General features: G+C 65.8%; 12 protein-coding genes. 3 read left to right on the plus strand and 9 right to left on the minus strand.

Annotated features, from left to right (window positions below):
• Positions 1–90: 90 nt before the first annotated feature.
• Together BFE01S_RS09950 and BFE01S_RS09955 are read right to left on the minus strand one after the other, a co-directional pair.
• Positions 91–987 (minus strand): DMT family transporter, encoded by an 897-nt coding sequence (locus BFE01S_RS09950; RefSeq protein WP_028225355.1) that lies wholly within the window; start codon positions 985–987, stop codon positions 91–93.
• 195 nt (positions 988–1,182) lie between these two features.
• The gene (locus BFE01S_RS09955) at positions 1,183–3,468 is read right to left on the minus strand and encodes an NADP-dependent malic enzyme (RefSeq protein WP_028225356.1); all 2,286 of its coding nucleotides are present in this window, start codon (positions 3,466–3,468) and stop codon (positions 1,183–1,185) included.
• 211 nt (positions 3,469–3,679) lie between these two features.
• Between BFE01S_RS09955 and BFE01S_RS09960 the strand changes: the two genes are divergently transcribed.
• Both BFE01S_RS09960 and BFE01S_RS09965 read left to right on the plus strand, forming a co-directional pair.
• Positions 3,680–4,597 carry a LysR family transcriptional regulator gene (locus tag BFE01S_RS09960; protein WP_042337467.1) on the plus strand — a complete coding sequence of 306 codons (918 nt, stop codon included), beginning with the start codon at positions 3,680–3,682 and terminating at the stop codon, positions 4,595–4,597.
• Positions 4,598–4,803: 206 nt separating this feature from the next.
• Positions 4,804–6,228 (plus strand): lipase family protein, encoded by a 1,425-nt coding sequence (locus BFE01S_RS09965; protein ID WP_084169689.1) that lies wholly within the window; start codon positions 4,804–4,806, stop codon positions 6,226–6,228.
• A gap of 61 nt (positions 6,229–6,289) precedes the next feature.
• Here BFE01S_RS09965 and BFE01S_RS09970 read toward each other — a convergent pair whose 3' ends face one another.
• Positions 6,290–9,874 (minus strand): hypothetical protein, encoded by a 3,585-nt coding sequence (locus BFE01S_RS09970; protein ID WP_028225359.1) that lies wholly within the window; start codon positions 9,872–9,874, stop codon positions 6,290–6,292.
• 8 nt (positions 9,875–9,882) lie between these two features.
• Entirely contained in the window at positions 9,883–10,602 is a 720-nt protein-coding gene (locus BFE01S_RS09975; protein WP_028225360.1) for a hypothetical protein, read from the minus strand.
• Positions 10,603–10,940: 338 nt separating this feature from the next.
• On the opposite strand from BFE01S_RS09975, the gene BFE01S_RS09980 reads away from it, so the two are divergent.
• The gene (locus BFE01S_RS09980; RefSeq protein WP_028225361.1) at positions 10,941–11,234 is read left to right on the plus strand and encodes a YciI family protein; all 294 of its coding nucleotides are present in this window, start codon (positions 10,941–10,943) and stop codon (positions 11,232–11,234) included.
• Between the two features lie 28 nt (positions 11,235–11,262).
• Here BFE01S_RS09980 and BFE01S_RS09985 read toward each other — a convergent pair whose 3' ends face one another.
• From BFE01S_RS09985 to BFE01S_RS38135, 5 genes are all read right to left on the minus strand, one after another.
• Entirely contained in the window at positions 11,263–11,754 is a 492-nt protein-coding gene (locus tag BFE01S_RS09985; RefSeq protein ID WP_028225362.1) for a flavodoxin family protein, read from the minus strand.
• Between the two features lie 222 nt (positions 11,755–11,976).
• Positions 11,977–13,203, minus strand: coding sequence for an SAM-dependent methyltransferase (locus BFE01S_RS09990; RefSeq protein WP_028225363.1), 1,227 nt, complete (start codon positions 13,201–13,203; stop codon positions 11,977–11,979).
• Positions 13,200–14,006, minus strand: coding sequence for a DUF1365 domain-containing protein (locus tag BFE01S_RS38130; protein WP_042337468.1), 807 nt, complete (start codon positions 14,004–14,006; stop codon positions 13,200–13,202). Before BFE01S_RS38130 ends, BFE01S_RS09990 begins: the two co-directional genes overlap by 4 nt.
• A gap of 23 nt (positions 14,007–14,029) precedes the next feature.
• Positions 14,030–15,364 (minus strand): NAD(P)/FAD-dependent oxidoreductase, encoded by a 1,335-nt coding sequence (locus tag BFE01S_RS10000; protein WP_042337413.1) that lies wholly within the window; start codon positions 15,362–15,364, stop codon positions 14,030–14,032.
• Positions 15,365–15,420: 56 nt separating this feature from the next.
• Entirely contained in the window at positions 15,421–16,560 is a 1,140-nt protein-coding gene (locus BFE01S_RS38135) for an SAM-dependent methyltransferase (protein WP_084169691.1), read from the minus strand.
• Between the last annotated feature and the right edge of the window lie 7 nt (positions 16,561–16,567).

The following is a 16,567-nucleotide window of genomic DNA, read 5'->3' on the forward strand; positions in this document are numbered from 1 at the left end:
TACCCAACTGAGTGCCCAACTGAGTGCCCAATTGAGTACCCAGCCGGGTGCCCAGCCAGGCGGCGCAAACCGTGCAGCAGCAAAAAGGCGTTACCGCGCCGGCAATGCCGCGCCCGATCGATCCGGGCGGCGTGTACTCACGCAGCCGATCATCCCTGCGCTCACGACCGCGATCCCGGCGAGCGTGAGCGCGGGCGGCCGCTCGCCCAGCACCAGGGCGGCCTCCACCGTCGCGAGCAGCGGCGCCAGCGCCGCGAACGTCGAACCGGTGGTGGCGCCGAGGATCGATACGGCTTTGCTGTAGAAGTACAAGCCGCCGATGGCGACGAACACGCCCTGATAGAGCGCCTGCACGGCAATGGCGCTCAAGGGCGCATGGGCGAAAGACACGCCGCGCGTCCAGAGATAGATCGGGCCATACACGAGCGCCGACCCCACGGAGACGATCGCCGTGGCGCGAAACGCGTCGATGGCCCAGCGCCGCGTCGTGATGTTGTAGACCGCCCAGAGCAGCCCGCCGAGCACGAACAGCGCGAGGGCGGCCGGCCCGCCCGCGCCGGACAGCGCCGTCGAAGCGGCAACGCCCATGCCGCCGAGCACGAGCGGCACGCCCCAGCGCTGCCCGCGCGATAGCCGGTCTTTGAGCACCGCTGCGCCCAGCAGCGACGTGAACGCGATCATGCTGCCCGGCGTGAGCGCGAAATAGCCGACGGGCGCGCGGCTCAGGGCGGCACCGACCACGAGGACATAGGGCGCACCCACACCGCCGGTCATCAGGATAACTGACAAAATCCCCGTCCCGCCAAGCCCGCGGCGCACGAGTACCGGAAGCAACAGCAAGCCCGACACCGAGAACCGGATGAAGGCGATGTCGTAGGTATCGAGCGACGAATGCGTGAGGCCGAAGCGCGTCACGACCGGGAAGCCGCCCCAGATGAGCACCGCCAGCAATCCATAGCCGATCCCGGCCAGCCGTTCGTCGAGCATGCGTTGTCTCCCCCTGGATTCGCGAACTCGTCGGATAACGAGTTACGCGCAAGCATGCGGGCCACCGAGAGTGCTGTCCAATATATTATTGGACCTCGATTAAGACAAAAAAGATATCAATTGCACCGGCCAGAATGAAAAAACGGCGGCCGCTTGCGCGGACCGCCGTCTCATTCGTTACGACGACAGGGGGAATCAGTCGCGATTGGCCTGCAGCACGGTCAGTGCGGCCATGTTGACGATCCGGCGCACCGTCGAGCTCGACGTGAGGATGTTCACCGGCGCATTCACGCCGAGCAGGAACGGCCCCACCGCCACGTTGCTGCCCGCGCCCGTCTTCAGCAGGTTGTAGGCAATGTTGCCCGCGTCCACGTTCGGGCACACCAGCAGGTTCGCGGCGCCCTTCAGGCGCGAGTGCGGCAGGATGCGCTCGCGCAGCGATTCGTCCAGCGCGCAGTCGCCGTGCATTTCGCCGTCGATTTCCAGATCCGGCGCCTGGGCCGAAACGAGCTTGAGCACCTCGCGCATCTTCGTGCCCGAAGCCGAGCTGCCCGAGCCGAAGTTCGAACGCGAAAGCAGCGCCACCTTCGGCGAGAGATTGAGCCACGCCATCTGCTTCGCGGCGGCAATCGTGAACTCGGCGATCTGCTGCGCGTCCGGGTTGTCGTTCACGTGCGTATCGACGAGCGCCACCGTGTGCTTGTCGAGCAGCAGAATGTTCATCGCCGCATAGAGGTTCGCGCCCGGCAACTTGCCGATCGCTTCATCCACGAAGCGCAGGTGGTCGTGGTACGCGCCCACGGTGCCGCACACCATGCCGTCCGCGTCGCCGAGGCGCACCATCATCGCGCCGATCAGCGTAAGGCGGCGGCGCATTTCCACGCGCGCCATCTCCTTCGAAATGCCGTCGCGGCAGCGCAGTTCCCAGTAGGTGGTCCAGTACTGGTGGAAGCGCTCGTCGTACTCGGGGTTCGTCACTTCCACGTCCTCGCCCAGACGCAGGCGCAGGCCGAACTTCTCGATGCGCGCGAGCAGCACCTCGGGGCGGCCGATCAGGATGGGGCGCGCGAGCTTCTCGTCGACGATCACCTGCACCGCGCGCAGCACGCGCTCTTCCTCGCCCTCGGCGAACACGATGCGCGACTTGCCGCCTTCGCGCACGTATTGCTTGGCCGTCGCGAAGACCGGCTTCATGAATGCGCCCGAGTGATAGACGAACTGCTGGAGTTCGTTCGTATAGGCTTCGAAGTCGTCGATGGCGCGCGTGGCCACGCCGTCTTCCATCGCGGCCTTCGCCACCGCCGGCGCGATGCGCAGAATCAGGCGCGAATCGAAGGGCTTCGGAATCAGGTACGTCGGGCCAAAGCGCAGATCATAGGCGCCGTAGGCGGCGGCCACCGAGTCGTTCGGCTCTTCTTCGGCAAGCTTGGCGATCGCGCGCACCGCGGCGATTTCCATGTTGCGCGTGATGGTGGTCGCGCCCACGTCCAGCGCCCCGCGGAAGATGTACGGGAAGCACAGGACGTTGTTCACCTGGTTCGGGAAGTCCGAGCGGCCCGTTGCCATGACCACGTCCGGGCGCGCTTCCAGCGCCACGTCCGGGAAAATCTCCGGCGTGGGGTTCGCGAGCGCGAGAATCAGCGGCTTCGCGGCCATCTTCTTGACCATCTCGGGCTTGAGCACGCCGCCCGCCGAGCAGCCGAGGAACACATCGGCGCCTTCGATCACGTCGGAGAGCGAGCGCGCCGGGGTGTCCTGCGCGAAACGCTCCTTGTCCGGGTCCATCAGTTCCGTGCGGCCCTTGTAGACCACGCCGGCGAGATCGGTTGCCCAGATGTTCCCGGCCGGCAGGCCCAGATCGACCATCAGGTCGAGGCAGGCCAGCGCCGCCGCGCCCGCGCCCGAGGTCACCACCTTCACCTCGCGGATGTCCTTGCCCACCACCTTCAGGCCATTGAGGAACGCCGCCGAAACCGTGATCGCCGTGCCGTGCTGGTCGTCGTGGAAGACGGGGATCTTCATGCGCTCGCGCAGCTTGCGCTCCACGGTGAAGCAGTCCGGCGCCTTGATGTCTTCGAGGTTGATGCCGCCGAAGGTCGCTTCGAGGCTCGCAATGATCTCGACGAGCTTGTCCGGGTCCGACTCGGTGATCTCGATGTCGAACACGTCGATGCCGGCGAACTTCTTGAACAGGACCGCCTTGCCTTCCATCACCGGCTTCGAAGCGAGCGCGCCGATGTTGCCGAGGCCCAGCACCGCCGAACCGTTCGTGATGACGCCCACCAGGTTGCCGCGGCTCGTGTACTTGAACGCGTTCTGCGGATCTTCGACGATCTCCTCGCAGGCCACGGCCACGCCCGGCGTATAGGCGAGCGCCAGATCGCGCTGGGTGACGAGCGGCTTGCTCGCCGTCACCGAGATTTTCCCGGGGGTGGGGTACTGGTGATATTCCAGGGCGGCCTGGCGATCGGTCTTGTTCATGTTCCTCACTCGTCCTCTTTGGGAGCCGGGAAGAACCCGGCGGTGTTCGAATGAGACGATTCTAGGCAGACGCCATAATCTGCCCATTTTGATTTAGTATGGCACCATCACTTTTTTCTTATGTCCTTGAGGCCAACTGGCCTCATGATCCGTCCCTTTGGCCACAATCAACCCCGACGAAGTCGCCCGGCGCCTGACCACGCGCCTGAAGATGCGCCACCTCGTGCTGCTCCTGCAGATCCGCCAGTACGGGTCGCTCACGCGCGTGGCCGAGCACGTCGCCACGAGCCAGCCGGCGGTGACCAATGCGCTCGCCGAAATGGAGAGCATGTTCGGCGGCCCGCTCTTCGAGCGTTCGTCGCGCGGCATGACGCCCACGGCGCTCGGCAAGGTCGTGCTCACGCGCGCGCAGGCCATGCTGCACGACCTCGACCACCTTGCCCGCGACATCGAGGCCGTGGTCGCGGGGCACGCCACGCGGCTGCATGTGGGCGTGATTCCGTTCGTCTCGGGGCGCACCCTCGCTTCGGCCATCCAGCTTACGCAGGCACGCTTGCCACAACGCGTCACGATGACGATTCACGAAGGCACGAGCGACGCGCTCATGCCGCTGTTGCGCGACCACACGCTCGACATCGTGATCGGGCGCGCGTCGGCCACGGTCGATCTCGCGCAGCTGCGCTTCGAGGTGCTGTACCAGCAGAAGCCGCGTCTGATCGCAAGCCGGCGCCTGGCCGCCCGGCTCGCGCGGGCGCGCCTCAGCTGGGACAAACTCGTGGAGCTCGACTGGATTCTCGGCGCGCCGCACACGCCCATGCGCGAACAGATCGCCGATATCTTTTTGCAGGCCGGCGTGGCGCCGCCCGTGCCGATCGTGGAAAGCTACACGTCGCGCCTGATCGGCGAAATGATCGTTGCGAACGAGAATGCGGTGTCGATCGTGCCCGCCGATATCGCGGAAGAACTCGTGCATTTCGCGGGCGTGGCGATCGTGCCGTATACGCTCGACTGGACCCTGCCGCCTATCGCGATGTTCACGCGCGCCGGGGTTTCGCGCGAGGTGGATGCGGCCTTCGGACAGTCGCTGCGCGAGCTTTATCAGGCAGTGGATAGCCGGAGCGTGGCCTGAATGGAAGTTTGCAATCCGCCAATGCATCGTCCACGACGAATCGCCACGAAACAAACTGAAAGTCACCCTTCGATCCACGGTGCATCAGCGCGCGCTTGCCCGCGTGGGTTCGCCCACATACGGCATGCGCATGGGAGTATTAGCTATTTCAGACGGGGGGGTTACGCGCCCCGTCGCTTTCCGGCATCGACCTCCCAGGTGACATCATGGAACGTCCTGTTTCGTTTGCATACCTGATTACTTTGCTGGCAACGGTGCTCGGGCTATCGGCCTGCGCCACCTCGCACGTGCATACCGTGGAGACGGTCCCGGCGGCGCAACAACCCGCCGCAGCCTCGCCGATGCCCGGGGGATATCAGTCTGCGGAAGCCGAAAATTTCATCGAGTTCTGCCTCGACCTCGACAGCCAGGACGACCACAAGGCGCACCCGGACGATCCACGCTATATCGCGCACTACGACAGGAACACGTGGGAGCCCATCTACAACAGCCGCCAATACGTCGCCGAGGATCTGGTCAAGAACTACGACAACGCGGCGGACCCCTGGTACAAGCTTTACCACGAGATTCGCGTGACCTGGGAACACGACCGGTTGCACAACCCGAACCCCGAGTTGCCCGTTCCGGACTGGAATGCCGAGGACCTCAAAAAAGATCCGCGCTACAACGGCTTCGGCCCCTTCCAGAGTGCATGGGTGCTGTATCGCAACAAGACCATCGCGTATCCGCCCACGTATGCCATCGCCATACGCGGCACGGTGTTCTCCTCGAAGCCGAGCGCAGTGGAGGATTTTCTGTTTCACCCGGTGCTGGCGCACGATTTCCTGACCAACGACGTTTCGTTCGCCAGCTACAACGGCGCCGCCGTGCACAGCGGCTTCGCGCATGCAACCTTCGTTCTCCTGCTCGATGCGCGCTATGGGGTGATGCCCGTGCTGAACCGATATCTGGACGGTGCCGACACGGCGAATCTCTACATCGTCGGGCATAGCCAGGGAGCCGCGATGGCGACGCTCGTTCATGCGTTCCTGCACTATGCGCAGAACGCGGCGACACCGGCCGACGATCCGTTCAAGCTCTACGGCAAACACTACGCATTGAAGTCCTACGACTTCGCCCAGCCCAAGCCCGGCAACTTCTATTTCGCGGCCGACTTCGCCCGCTACACGCAGGCAGCCGACAGCGCCATTGTCGTCAACAACGCAATCGACGTGGTGCCGCAGGTGCCCCTGACGCTGCAGGATCTCGGCGACATCGAAGGCTACGTCAGCCACATGCCGTTCTGGTCCAATGCGCTGCGCTACGTCGCGGGCATCGGCAGCGGGTTTCGCGGCACCGTCGGCCGCGTCGCGGAGCCATTCGTCAAGCGCGCGGACTCGGGCTACGGCAACTTCTACGGGTACCCGCCGGGTACGGCCTGCGATACGGACAAGACCGGCAAATCGTGGAACTTCGTGCCCGCGGGCCATCTGATTCTGGTGTTCGGCCAGCCGCCCGCGCCAACCAGCCCCGACGCGAGCGACACGTTCGTGCAGCATCACGCGTGGACGTATCGCAATCTGATTCACGAGCAACTGGAACAGGGCGGCGCGGGGCAGGTGCCGGGTAGTGGCACCGTTCAGTCGCCGTAACGGGCAACGGAAGCGCCGGCGCGGCGAGTCACGCCACTTCATACGATCCGCCGCGCCCCTGCTATGCAGGCATCGGACCCGGACCACGCGGGATGCCATCCCCCGCAGCATTCGCAGCGCGAGGCGCCTCGGGAGGCTCCCAGGTCAGGATGTCTTCAGGTCTCAGGAGACGGAAAACCTGCCCCCTGGAGCGCCATCCGGGAGCAGCCGCCAGTTGGGACTGGAACTCCTGCTCGCCCTCATAGCCGAACAGCACCGGTTCGTTTTCGCTTGACTTGATAATTCCCTCGTAGTCCTTCTCATCGAAGACACTCAACGGTTGCTCCAGCGCGAGGCGCACCGGAAAACCGAACGAAGCGACGAGCGCGATCAGCGCCCTCGCCGCCTCGCTCATGCCGCGCGCGGACCGGCTATGCGGGAAGTCCGGCAGGAAACGGCTGTCGTTGGCGTGCCGCGCCGCCAGCGGTTTCAGATCGTCCTCCTTCACAACCAGCAGCCATCCTCCGCCTGGCGCACCCGACCATCGTCCGGAAACGGAGTCCGACGCGCGCGACACCAGTACGGCAACGCGTGTGGCGGTGCCGTTTCCCGCCTCGGCGAACTCGCGGGCCGCATCGTCGAATTCCGGCGGCCCTCCCGCGCCAGGCGCCAGTACACCCGACATCCAGTTCATCAGGGAACGACGCAGGCCCCGTTCGAGGGAGCGCGCACCCAGCCGGTTGAGAACCCATAACCAGAACCAGCGCGGTGTCTGCTCGCGCGTCGGCTCCCGCATTTCGAGCATGACCAGCTCACCCCATGCCGCCGGGCAGTCCCATCCGCCCGGGTATCCCTTGCCGAGTTCCCCCAGGTTGTATTTGCCCGGGCCGGTACGCTGCAGCATGCAGATCATGACGGCGACGCTGGCCCCCACAGGTGCCTGACCGTGTTCGACAGCATTGACCGTGACAAGCAGCGAATTCCAGGCATCAAGCACAATCTGCGGAGCGAGTTCCAGAACAGGGCGCAGTGTGCTCGACAGCGCGAGCGCGCCGTCAAGCGCACTGTCGAGAGCGCGGCGCTCGAACGCCCGCGCCACGGAGGCTTCCCCCAGGTAGTGATCGACTGTGGAATGCCTTTGTACGATCGCATGGAATTGACGGCTCACGTCGTCCAGAGCCTCTCGCAATTTCTCGACAGTACTGATCGCGCTGAAATCGTGCCCATAGGTCAGCACTTCGAGTCCACGATAGACCCTGCCCCGTTCACCGACATCGGAGCCGGGAGCCAGTCCCCCCAGTGCCGCGCCCAGATAGATGGCGTGAGCCAACGGCCCGGCATAAGCGCCGAGCAGCCGCCAGAACGACGCAATCAGCCGGACATCCTCGGAGAGCGGCCCGCCGATTTCGAACCTGGCGTCGTACGCCATCCCGACGCTATCGATTGCGGATGCCACCCGCGACCACGCAGGACTGGTGGGCAAGATACGCAGGTGGTCCGCGAGCCGTTGAAAGACCGGAACATCGTGGCTCCCGAAGCATGCCGCCAGGTCCTTCTCCCGACCCAGGATCACGCGGGCAAGGCGATACGCCCTCCGCAAGGAAATGCCGCCGGCCCGGCGGTTCGCTCCCGAAGCGTTATAGCGCCAATGGCGCGTTCTCGATGGATCCTGCGGCTCGACATAAAGCAGCGAGTCTTCGCCGAGGAGCAGCATGTCTTCGATCTCCCCGCCCAGCTTCCCTTCGCCTTCTCCCATCTCCCGGCACGCTTTTGCCCAGTGCTTGCGCGCATCCTCGCGCGTAAATTTTTCGCCCAGATACCAGCTCATTCGCTGGACCAGGTTGAACAACCGGTCCAGATCGCTCCGTTTCAATGTTTGGCCGGCGAGATCCGCGGCCCCTGCCGCACGCGGCCTCCGCTCCTCGTGGGCAACGGGCTTTGCACCGGTCCGCCGCGAACAGATCCGTTCATCTAAATACACCCTGAAAGCCTCTTTGGCACGCTCCCCCTCCAGATCCAGCTCTTCCTCCGCAAGCCATTTCCGCGTCGGGTAATAAAGCGCGTCGTGAATCGTCTGCATCAGTTCCGGCTTCTGTCTTTCCAGCGTCACGAGGTTGAGGTCCTTCATCGCAAGCTCGAGCGCGAACTGAAGCGTCACACCGACTTTCGCCGCACTGTCACTGCGAATGTATCCCTGCGGCAAGTCAAGCAAGCCATCCTCCCGCCTGATCGACGCAACCTCCCGGGCAAGCTCCAGCGCGTGCAGTTCCGAGCGGTGCCGCAGCACCCACTGCCACACTTTTTTATCGAGCACGTCGGAGTCCGCCAGATAGCGAGAATCCGGCGTTCCCGCCAATGCGACGCCTTCATCCACCTCCAGCAGACGCCCCAGGTATTCGTCGAAGTCGCCCGGCTGAAACGCGACGAGCAGCCGGTGCGTATAATATGAGGACTCCAGACCATAGGCCACGTGGCGGCCAGCCGCATTCAACCGCTCGTAGTATTCCCGGTCCGTGAGAAAGCAGGTGAACGCGCCTTCGGCAATCAGCTTCTTCAGGAAGCTGATAATTTCGACGAGCTTCTCCTCCAGGTCCGGCACCTTGTCGAGTTCGTCGATCACGAGCACGGGTGCGAGCCCGGCATTGCGCAAACGCAGCAGCAACATGGGCAGGACACGGTCGAGCGTCTTCAGCGAGAGGTCCGGCATGAACACGGTGTCGAGGTGCCGCTCGCGCTTGTGCGACCGGGTTGACGACGTTTTGAAGAGGGTCGATGCCCCGAGCGCCGCGGCGATCCCCGCAAGCGCAGGCAAGACCACGTCGTGCGTGCCGATCGCGCCGCCCATCGCCACCGATGCACCGGCAACGAGCGACGCGAGCGGCTTGACCAGATCGACGAGCTTCGTCTCCGTGCTCGTAGAAGAACGCGTCTCGGTCGAAGCGTCCTGGCCGGTCTTGTCCGTGGACTTGATCTCGCCTGAGATGCGCTGATGGGCGTTGCACACGCCGTTGAGGGCGACCAGTTCGCGCATCCCCTGAGTGAAATCGCTGCTCCCCGGAAACAGCACGCCGACATTGAGCCGGCCCGGTACGTCCCAGAACTCGCGAAGCCGGCTCGCGTGCGGATCCTCCAGGATCTCCACTTCGAACTGGGCGGCCAGTTCGGCGTAATCGACGCTATCGTAACGACGCGAAAGTTCGAGCACGCTCCTGCGGTAGGCCTCCACATATTGCTGCACGACCGCCCGGTGCAGCCCGAGTATCACCTGCACGAGCGCCTCTTTCGCGGGATCGGTGTCGTCCGCCTTGTCACGCAGGCGCGACGATGCACGACGAGGGTCGGTCTGACCGTTCGTCGCGAACAGGCTGGGCCCGTTCAGAAAGACCGGGAGCGGCAGCGCGGGACGACCGGGCTCGCCACGCAGGCTCTTGCGTATCATCGAATCGAGCGCGGCCTCCACCATCGTCGTCTTGCCGGAACCGCGGTGGCCGGCAATCAGGAACGAGCACCCGCTCAACTGCCCCTCGCAATAGCGCTCGAGCTCCTGGCGAAAAACGCGCGCCGCGGCACACGACGCGCCCATCACCGTGTCCGCTCCTGTCGAATCGAGCGGATCAAGCGAATGCGGACTAAGCGGGTCGAAGAGGTTCCGGATCCGGATCGACATGCGGTACCTCAGTGTCTCGCGGCACTTGCGGGCGCCGGGGGTGCCGCCGCGTTCTCACCCGTTGCGCGGGCGCCCGCCTGGCTGGCCGGCGAGCCGGAGAACGTCCCCACCGATTCGGCCAGGCAAATCGCGAGAACGCCGCCCACGAACGCCAGCACCATGCCCATCAGAAGCAGCGTCAGGACAGGCGACATCGTCCAACCCGTGCTCGCGCCTCCGAATCCGCCCCAGTGCCGCCGAAAATAGATCGTTTCGGGTGCCATGTTCCGGAGGGTGAAGTAGATGAGCAGGGCGGCGAATAGAATGAGCACGAAATCGCCGAAGCACAGGAGCAGGAAAGCCGCGTCCCTCCATGCGGTTCTCTGAACCACCGGCCCGACCTTGCCCGGACCCGCTCCCGAGGCAGCACTGGCCGGCGCGGCAGGACACACCGCCGATGCCGGCACGCTCGGGCAACTTGCCTGAACAGGCTTCTGGGCCGGCGGATCGCTGGCCTGCGCCGCGCTTGCCGCAACGGTCCCGCAGGCGGGCTCGATCGTCACCGTGACCTCGGCATCCGCCGATGGGCCATAGCCGGGTTTCTGCTGCTTCTGACCCGCGTGCTGATGAACGACGGTTGGCGCGGCACACGTCGCCACCTCGGCAGCCGCCGCCCCCGCTGCCCACATCACCCACGAGAGTGCAAGCAACGACAGACACAGCGTTAGCGAACGAACGATAAGGCGCATCGCTTCCCCTCGGCCGACGGCTCATCACTTCAGGCATCCCGTTTCGTTGGCGCGCGTTACTGGGGGTGCCTCTGCTTCGAATATCCAGAACATTAGACAGCGGCACACGGGAGCTATGTGTCCTGACGCACACAACGCGCGAGGGCGTTTTCATCACAGTGCTGTCCGAGGTGCGTAAGGCTGAAGGTTTGGGCTTGATCGCATTCTCGGAGCGCAAAGTCAGGCAACGGTCAGGAATGGGCCTCGCGCGGGCGGGGGATTTGTATGTAAGCGATCCCTACCTCGCCTACAATCTGTTCTGGCCGTTGCCCATCTGACTCATACCGGAGCGTGAACCCATGTACGTGGTCTCTCTTACCTACCAGGCATCGCTCGAAGCCATCGACGAAGCGCTCGAAGCACACCGCCAGTTTCTCGACACGCACTTCGCGGCCGGCGTCTTTATTGCGGCGGGACCGAAGGTGCCGCGTGAAGGCGGTGTGATCCTCGCGGCCGGCATCGAGCGCGAAAGGCTCGATGCGATCCTCGCTACGGACCCGTTCGCCGTGAAGGGCCTCGCCGGATATACGGTGACCGAGTTCAAGGCGACGCGGATCGGGGCTGGCGTGCAGTTGCAGACGCGCGCGGGATGAGGGTGGGGTCGCCGGGCGCGATTTTTCCTTAAAACACCCCAAGCGCCAGACCCGCCGCAAGCCCTGCCCCCACCTCCGCGCACCGCGCAAGATCCTCGGCGCCGAGCACCTTGCGCGCGAGGATCCGCTCGGGCGTCTGGGCATGCGTGCAAACGATCACGCCCGGCGCCACGCTCTTGAGCCGCCACCCCGTAGCAATACGCTCGACCTGCCGCAGGGCGTTCTGCCCGTCGCTGCCCGCGCAGATCATCGCCGCATAAGGACGCCCGTTCACGCGATCGAGCACGCCGTAATAGCTGCGGTCGAAGAAGTCCTTCATGATCCCCGACATCGCCGCCAGGTTCTCGGGCGTCGCGAACAGATAACCATCGGCAGCCAGCACGTCGGCGGGCCCGCACGCCTGGGCGCGCTGCAGCCGCACGGCCACGCCCTCCTGCTCGCGCGCCGCCTGCGCGGCCGCCTCGGCCATCTGCTGCGTGCCCCCGGTCATCGTGTGGTAGACGATCAACAGCGTTTTCATACGCGGTTTTCCATAAGCCATTGAAGAAGAGTTCGAAGCTCCTGCGCAACGTCGTGCGCACCCTCAATGATAAGGAAACCCGGCGATAAACTGTTCTACGCGTGTCCCCACGCCGACTAACCACCGGGCCGTCACAAGCCATGGCACGCATCCTGGATGCCGGCCGATCAGCACGCTTTGCACTTTGCAGGCGACGCTCGAAAGCTTGCAGCAAACCGCACGCTATTCCGGCCGCCCGTAATTTCTTTGCAGTACGAAATGCATGACGTCGGTCCGCCCTTCTTCGAAAGCCGCCTCGCAATAGGCAAAGTACAGCCGCCAGATACGAATGAACGCGTCATCGAAACCCAGCGCGCTCACGGCGTCCAGGTGGCTTTCGAAGGCATCCCGCCAGCGCCTGAGCGTGTGAGCGTAGTCGCGCCCGAAAGCGAACACGGGCACCGTGTCGAGGTGCGCCTGCATGGCGGCACGAACGAAGCGTTGAGGACTGGGCAGCATCCCGCCGGGAAAAATCGTTTCGCGGATGAAGTCGCTCGACGCGCGATAGCGCTCGAACTGCGCATCGGCAACGGTGATCGACTGCACGAGCGCCCGCGCGCCGGGTTTGAGCAAACGCCGCAGCGTGTCGAAATAGCGCGGCCAATACGCTTCGCCGACGGCCTCGAACATTTCGATCGAGACGATCGCATCGTATTGACCAGAGAGCTCGCGATAGTCGAGCAGCGCGATGCTCACGCGGTCGCCGAGCCCCGCAGCCCGCACGCGTTCGGTGGCCCATGCGTGCTGCTCCTGCGAGATCGTCACCCCGTAGACCTCGATGCCGAGGCGTGCCGCATGCAAGGCGAAGCCGCCCCAGCCACAGCCGATTTCCAGCACGCGCATGCCGGGAGCGAGAGCGAGGGTATCGACGATGCGCTGGTACTTCGCGGTCTGCGCCTGCGCAAGCGGCCGCTGCCCGTCGCCTTCGAAGCAGGCGCTGGAGTACGTCATCGTTTCGTCGAGCCATGCGCCATAGAACGCGTTGCCGAGATCGTAGTGTGCGTGGATATTGCGGCGGCTCCCCGCGCGCGTGTTGCGCCGCAGGCGATGGCGCAGCCCATACCACAGGCGCGCGAGCGGACCGCCATGCACGGTCGTGGCAACGGCGGTCTCGTTGCGGATCGCGAGCCGCAGCAGCGCGGTGAGGTCGGGCGAGTCGAGCCATTGCGCGCGCAGCGCGTCGGCAAAGCCGATGTCGCCGGCACGCAGGATCGCGCGGCAGGCGCGCCAGTCCCGCACATGCAGCGTCGCAGCGGGCGCCTCGCGCGGATCGCCGAAAACGTGCTGCGTGCCGTCGGGGGTCGAGAGCGTCAGATGGCCGTGGCGGATCTTGCGCAGCAGTGCGAGAAAGAGGCGCGCGGAGAGCGGCATCGGCAGATGCACGGCCGTAGGCAGGCGAAGCAGTGTCATGAACGGGCCTCGTGGTCGGGCCGGCGGACGGCTGGCGCCGGCGTTGTAGGGTTCTTGCCGTAGAACGGCACGCGCTTGCACCACAGGCGCAGCGCCTGCCAGTGAATCCGCAGCACGACGCCGGGCGTGACGAACGGCTGGCGCACGAGCGCACACAACGCGCGGCGGGCGTCGAGCGGTTGCGCACGCATCGAAATGGCCGTGCGCAGCAGCACGCCCAGGTCGTCGGCGTAGTCGATGGCCGTCGTGAGGCGCGTGCCGCGCTGGCGCACGCGGAACAGGTAGTGGCCTTCGATGCGGCAGAACGGCGACACGTGAAATGTCTTGCGGCAGCGCAGCTCGGTCGCCTCGCCGATGGGCGCGTGCTCCGGCGCGCTCAGCAAATAGCCGTGATGGCCGCCGAAGGTGTTGCGCACGTCGGCATAGAGCGCGCGCAGGTATCCCGCGCGGTCGTAGCAGTACCAGAAGCTCACGGGATTGAACGCATGCCCGAGAATGCGCGGGAGCGTTTGCAGCCAGATCGGGCCGTCGGCGGGAATACCGGCTTCGGCAAGGCGTTCGCGCATCCACGGCGCGAGCGCGCGGCCATCGCGCGGCCCGTAGTCGCGCGTATCGAGCGCGAACAGCCGCGGCCGGTTCACGCCGAACCACGCGCTTGCCAACGCGTCGAGCCGGTCGAGATCGCAGCACACCTGGAAGAGCGGATAGGCAAACGCATGCCGTTGCGGCCGCAGGCGCTCGTGCACCACGCGGCCCGTGAGCAGATAGCCCGCGTGGCCGCCGCAGACGAACGGCGCGGGCACGCCCGAAGCGGTGTCATGCGGCTTCATGGCTTCGCCCACGCGGGCAGCACGCCGAAATCGCGCGCGACCCGCAACGCAGACTTGAGGCCGTCTTCGTGAAAACCGTAGCCGGTCCACGCACCGGCAAACCACGTCGCGCGCCGGCCTTGCAAGGCGGGCAGGCGCTGCTGGGCATCGATGGCCGCAAGATCGAAGAGCGGATGCGCGTACACGTAGCGGCCCAGCACCGCGTGCGGCGCCGGCTCGGCGATGGGATTGAGCGTCACCACGACCGGCGTACGAAACGGCAACGGCTGCAACTGGTTGATGAGGTAGCTCACGCAAACGGGTTGCGCGCCATCCGCACGTCCGGCCGGCGCCCGGCTCAGATAGTTCCACGCCGACCAGACGCGCCGGCGGCGCGGCAGGAGCGCCGCGTCCGTGTGCAGCAGCGCCACGTTGCGCTGGTAGCGCACCGCCCCGAGCACGCCGCGCTCGGTGTCGTCGGCATCGGCCAGCAACGCCAGGGAGGTGGGCGCGTGGCTCGCGAGCACGGCGGCGTCGAAGCGCTCCAGCCCCGCTGCATCGGTCGCGATGCAAACCCCCTCGTCGCGGCGCAGCACGGCACGCACGGGGGTGCCCAGCCGGACGTCGGCGAGCGTGCCGACGATGCGCGCCACGTAGTCGCGCGAGCCGCCGGCCACGGTCTTCCAGGGCGGCCGGTTGCCGACCCGCAGCAGCGCATGGTTCAGGCAGAAGCGCAGGAAGGTCGCGGCGGGAAAGCTCAGCACGTCGCGCGCAGCGCTCGACCAGATCGCGGCGGCCATCGGCAGGAGATAGTGATGCTGGAACGGCGCGCCGTAGCCGCCCGCCGCCAGCAGCTCGCCGACCGAGAGGCGTTCGCGCCGTGCCGCTTCGAGGTTGCGCTCGGCACACGCGTTAAAGCGCAGGATATCGCGCAGCATGCCGATGAAGGTCGGCGAGAAGACGTTCCCGCGTTGTGCGAATACGGTGTTTAGATTCGTGCCCGCCCATTCGAGCGCCCCGCCATCCACGGAAACCGAAAACGACATGTCGCTGCGGTGCGCGCGCACGCCCAGTTCGTTGAAAAGCGCGATCAGGTTCGGATACGTGCTGTCGTTGAAGACGAGAAAACCGGTATCCACGGGATGGCGCAAGCCTTCGAGTTCGACATCCACGGTATGCGCATGGCCGCCGGGCGAGGCGGCCGCCTCGAAGAGCGTGACGCGATGCCGGCGCGCGAGCAGGTACGCGCTTGCCAGGCCGGCAATGCCGGCGCCGACCACAGCCACGCGACTGCCGGGTGGCAAGGCGGAGGCTATGGCCTCGCCTTTCCCTCCAGTCGTTTCGTTATCCATATTATTTGCTCTCCCTGATCCGGTGCGTTGTCGTTGTGCAGGCGAATGGCGGTGTCTCAGGCACGAAAACGTGCGTCCGCGCGGCGCGCTGCGCGCTTGCGCAGCAGGTAATGCGCGACGCCCCATTCCTGGCCGTGGCCATAGCCGAACAGCTCCGCCACCGCCATGTAGAACATGCGCCAACGCTGGAACGCGAGGCGCGCGTCGCCGCTTGCCGCGAGGAGCGGCTGCGCATGAGCGCGCGCGGCATCGAGCGCGGCGAGCCACTGGTTCGCGGTGCGCGCGTAGTGCGTGCCGTCGATCCACCATTGGTGCGTCACGTAGAGATCGTCCTGAAAGCGCAGCAGCAGATTCGCGGAGGGCATCGTGCCGCCCGTGAAGAAGTGGCGGGACATCCAGTCGCTGCCGTCGCGCACGTCGAAGTGATAGGCGAGCAGGCGGTGCGCAAAGAGATGGACGAACAGCCGGCCATCGTCGGCGAGCCAGCGCGAGATTTTCTCGAGCAGGAGCCCGTAGTGCTTCATGTGCTCGAACATCTCGATCGAGAGCACGCGGTCGAAAGCGGCTTCGTGCGGCGCGAATTCGAACGCCGCCACGTCGCCGGTCACGATGCGGACGTTCGCGAGGCCCTGTTCCGCGGCCCGGCGCTCGATGGCCGCGCGCTGCCCGTGCGAGTTCGAGAGGCCGACGATCTGCGCGCGCGGATAGCGCTGCGCAAGCCACAGCGTGAGCGCGCCCCAGCCGCAACCGAGGTCGAGAATGCGCTGACCGTCGGCGATCTCCGCGCGGCTCGCATAGAGCGCCAGCATGGCTTCTTCGGCCTGCGCGAGCGTTTCGTCGCCGCTCGGGTAGTAGCCGCATGAGTACTTCAGGCGCGGCCCCAGGTGTGCCGCGAAGAATGCGTCCGGAATCTCGTAGTGCTGGGCGTTGGCGGCCTGCGTTTCGATCGCGATGGGGCTCGCGCGCAACTCGTCGATCAGCGTTTCGAGCGCCTCGGCGCGGCGCGTGCCGTCGTGCGCATGCTCGTCGGCAAGCCGGCGCCGCATGAGCCTGCGCATGCCCATGCGGATCAGCCAGTCCGGCAGCCAGCCGCGCTCGCACCAGCGGATCGCGGCGTGGGTGTCGTAGGCGCAGGCGGGCGCGACGTACTGCGGCGCGTCGTGCGGGTGGGTGGTGGCGGTGGTGGCGGCGGTCATGGTCGCG

It is taken from the genome of Paraburkholderia ferrariae NBRC 106233, assembly GCF_000685035.1.
Taxonomy (GTDB): domain Bacteria; phylum Pseudomonadota; class Gammaproteobacteria; order Burkholderiales; family Burkholderiaceae; genus Paraburkholderia; species Paraburkholderia ferrariae.

Bases quoted from the DNA above. Each gene is read 5' to 3' on its own strand.
- BFE01S_RS09950 (WP_028225355.1), bottom strand. From the start codon at position 987: ATGCTCGACGAACGGCTGGCCGGGATCGGCTATGGATTGCTGGCGGTG.
- BFE01S_RS09955 (WP_028225356.1), bottom strand. From the start codon at position 3,468: ATGAACAAGACCGATCGCCAGGCCGCCCTGGAATATCACCAGTACCCC.
- BFE01S_RS09960 (WP_042337467.1), top strand. From the start codon at position 3,680: ATGCGCCACCTCGTGCTGCTCCTGCAGATCCGCCAGTACGGGTCGCTC.
- BFE01S_RS09965 (WP_084169689.1), top strand. From the start codon at position 4,804: ATGGAACGTCCTGTTTCGTTTGCATACCTGATTACTTTGCTGGCAACG.
- BFE01S_RS09970 (WP_028225359.1), bottom strand. From the start codon at position 9,874: ATGTCGATCCGGATCCGGAACCTCTTCGACCCGCTTAGTCCGCATTCG.
- BFE01S_RS09975 (WP_028225360.1), bottom strand. From the start codon at position 10,602: ATGCGCCTTATCGTTCGTTCGCTAACGCTGTGTCTGTCGTTGCTTGCA.
- BFE01S_RS09980 (WP_028225361.1), top strand. From the start codon at position 10,941: ATGTACGTGGTCTCTCTTACCTACCAGGCATCGCTCGAAGCCATCGAC.
- BFE01S_RS09985 (WP_028225362.1), bottom strand. From the start codon at position 11,754: ATGAAAACGCTGTTGATCGTCTACCACACGATGACCGGGGGCACGCAG.
- BFE01S_RS09990 (WP_028225363.1), bottom strand. From the start codon at position 13,203: ATGACACTGCTTCGCCTGCCTACGGCCGTGCATCTGCCGATGCCGCTC.
- BFE01S_RS10000 (WP_042337413.1), bottom strand. From the start codon at position 15,364: ATGGATAACGAAACGACTGGAGGGAAAGGCGAGGCCATAGCCTCCGCC.
- BFE01S_RS38135 (WP_084169691.1), bottom strand. From the start codon at position 16,560: ATGACCGCCGCCACCACCGCCACCACCCACCCGCACGACGCGCCGCAG.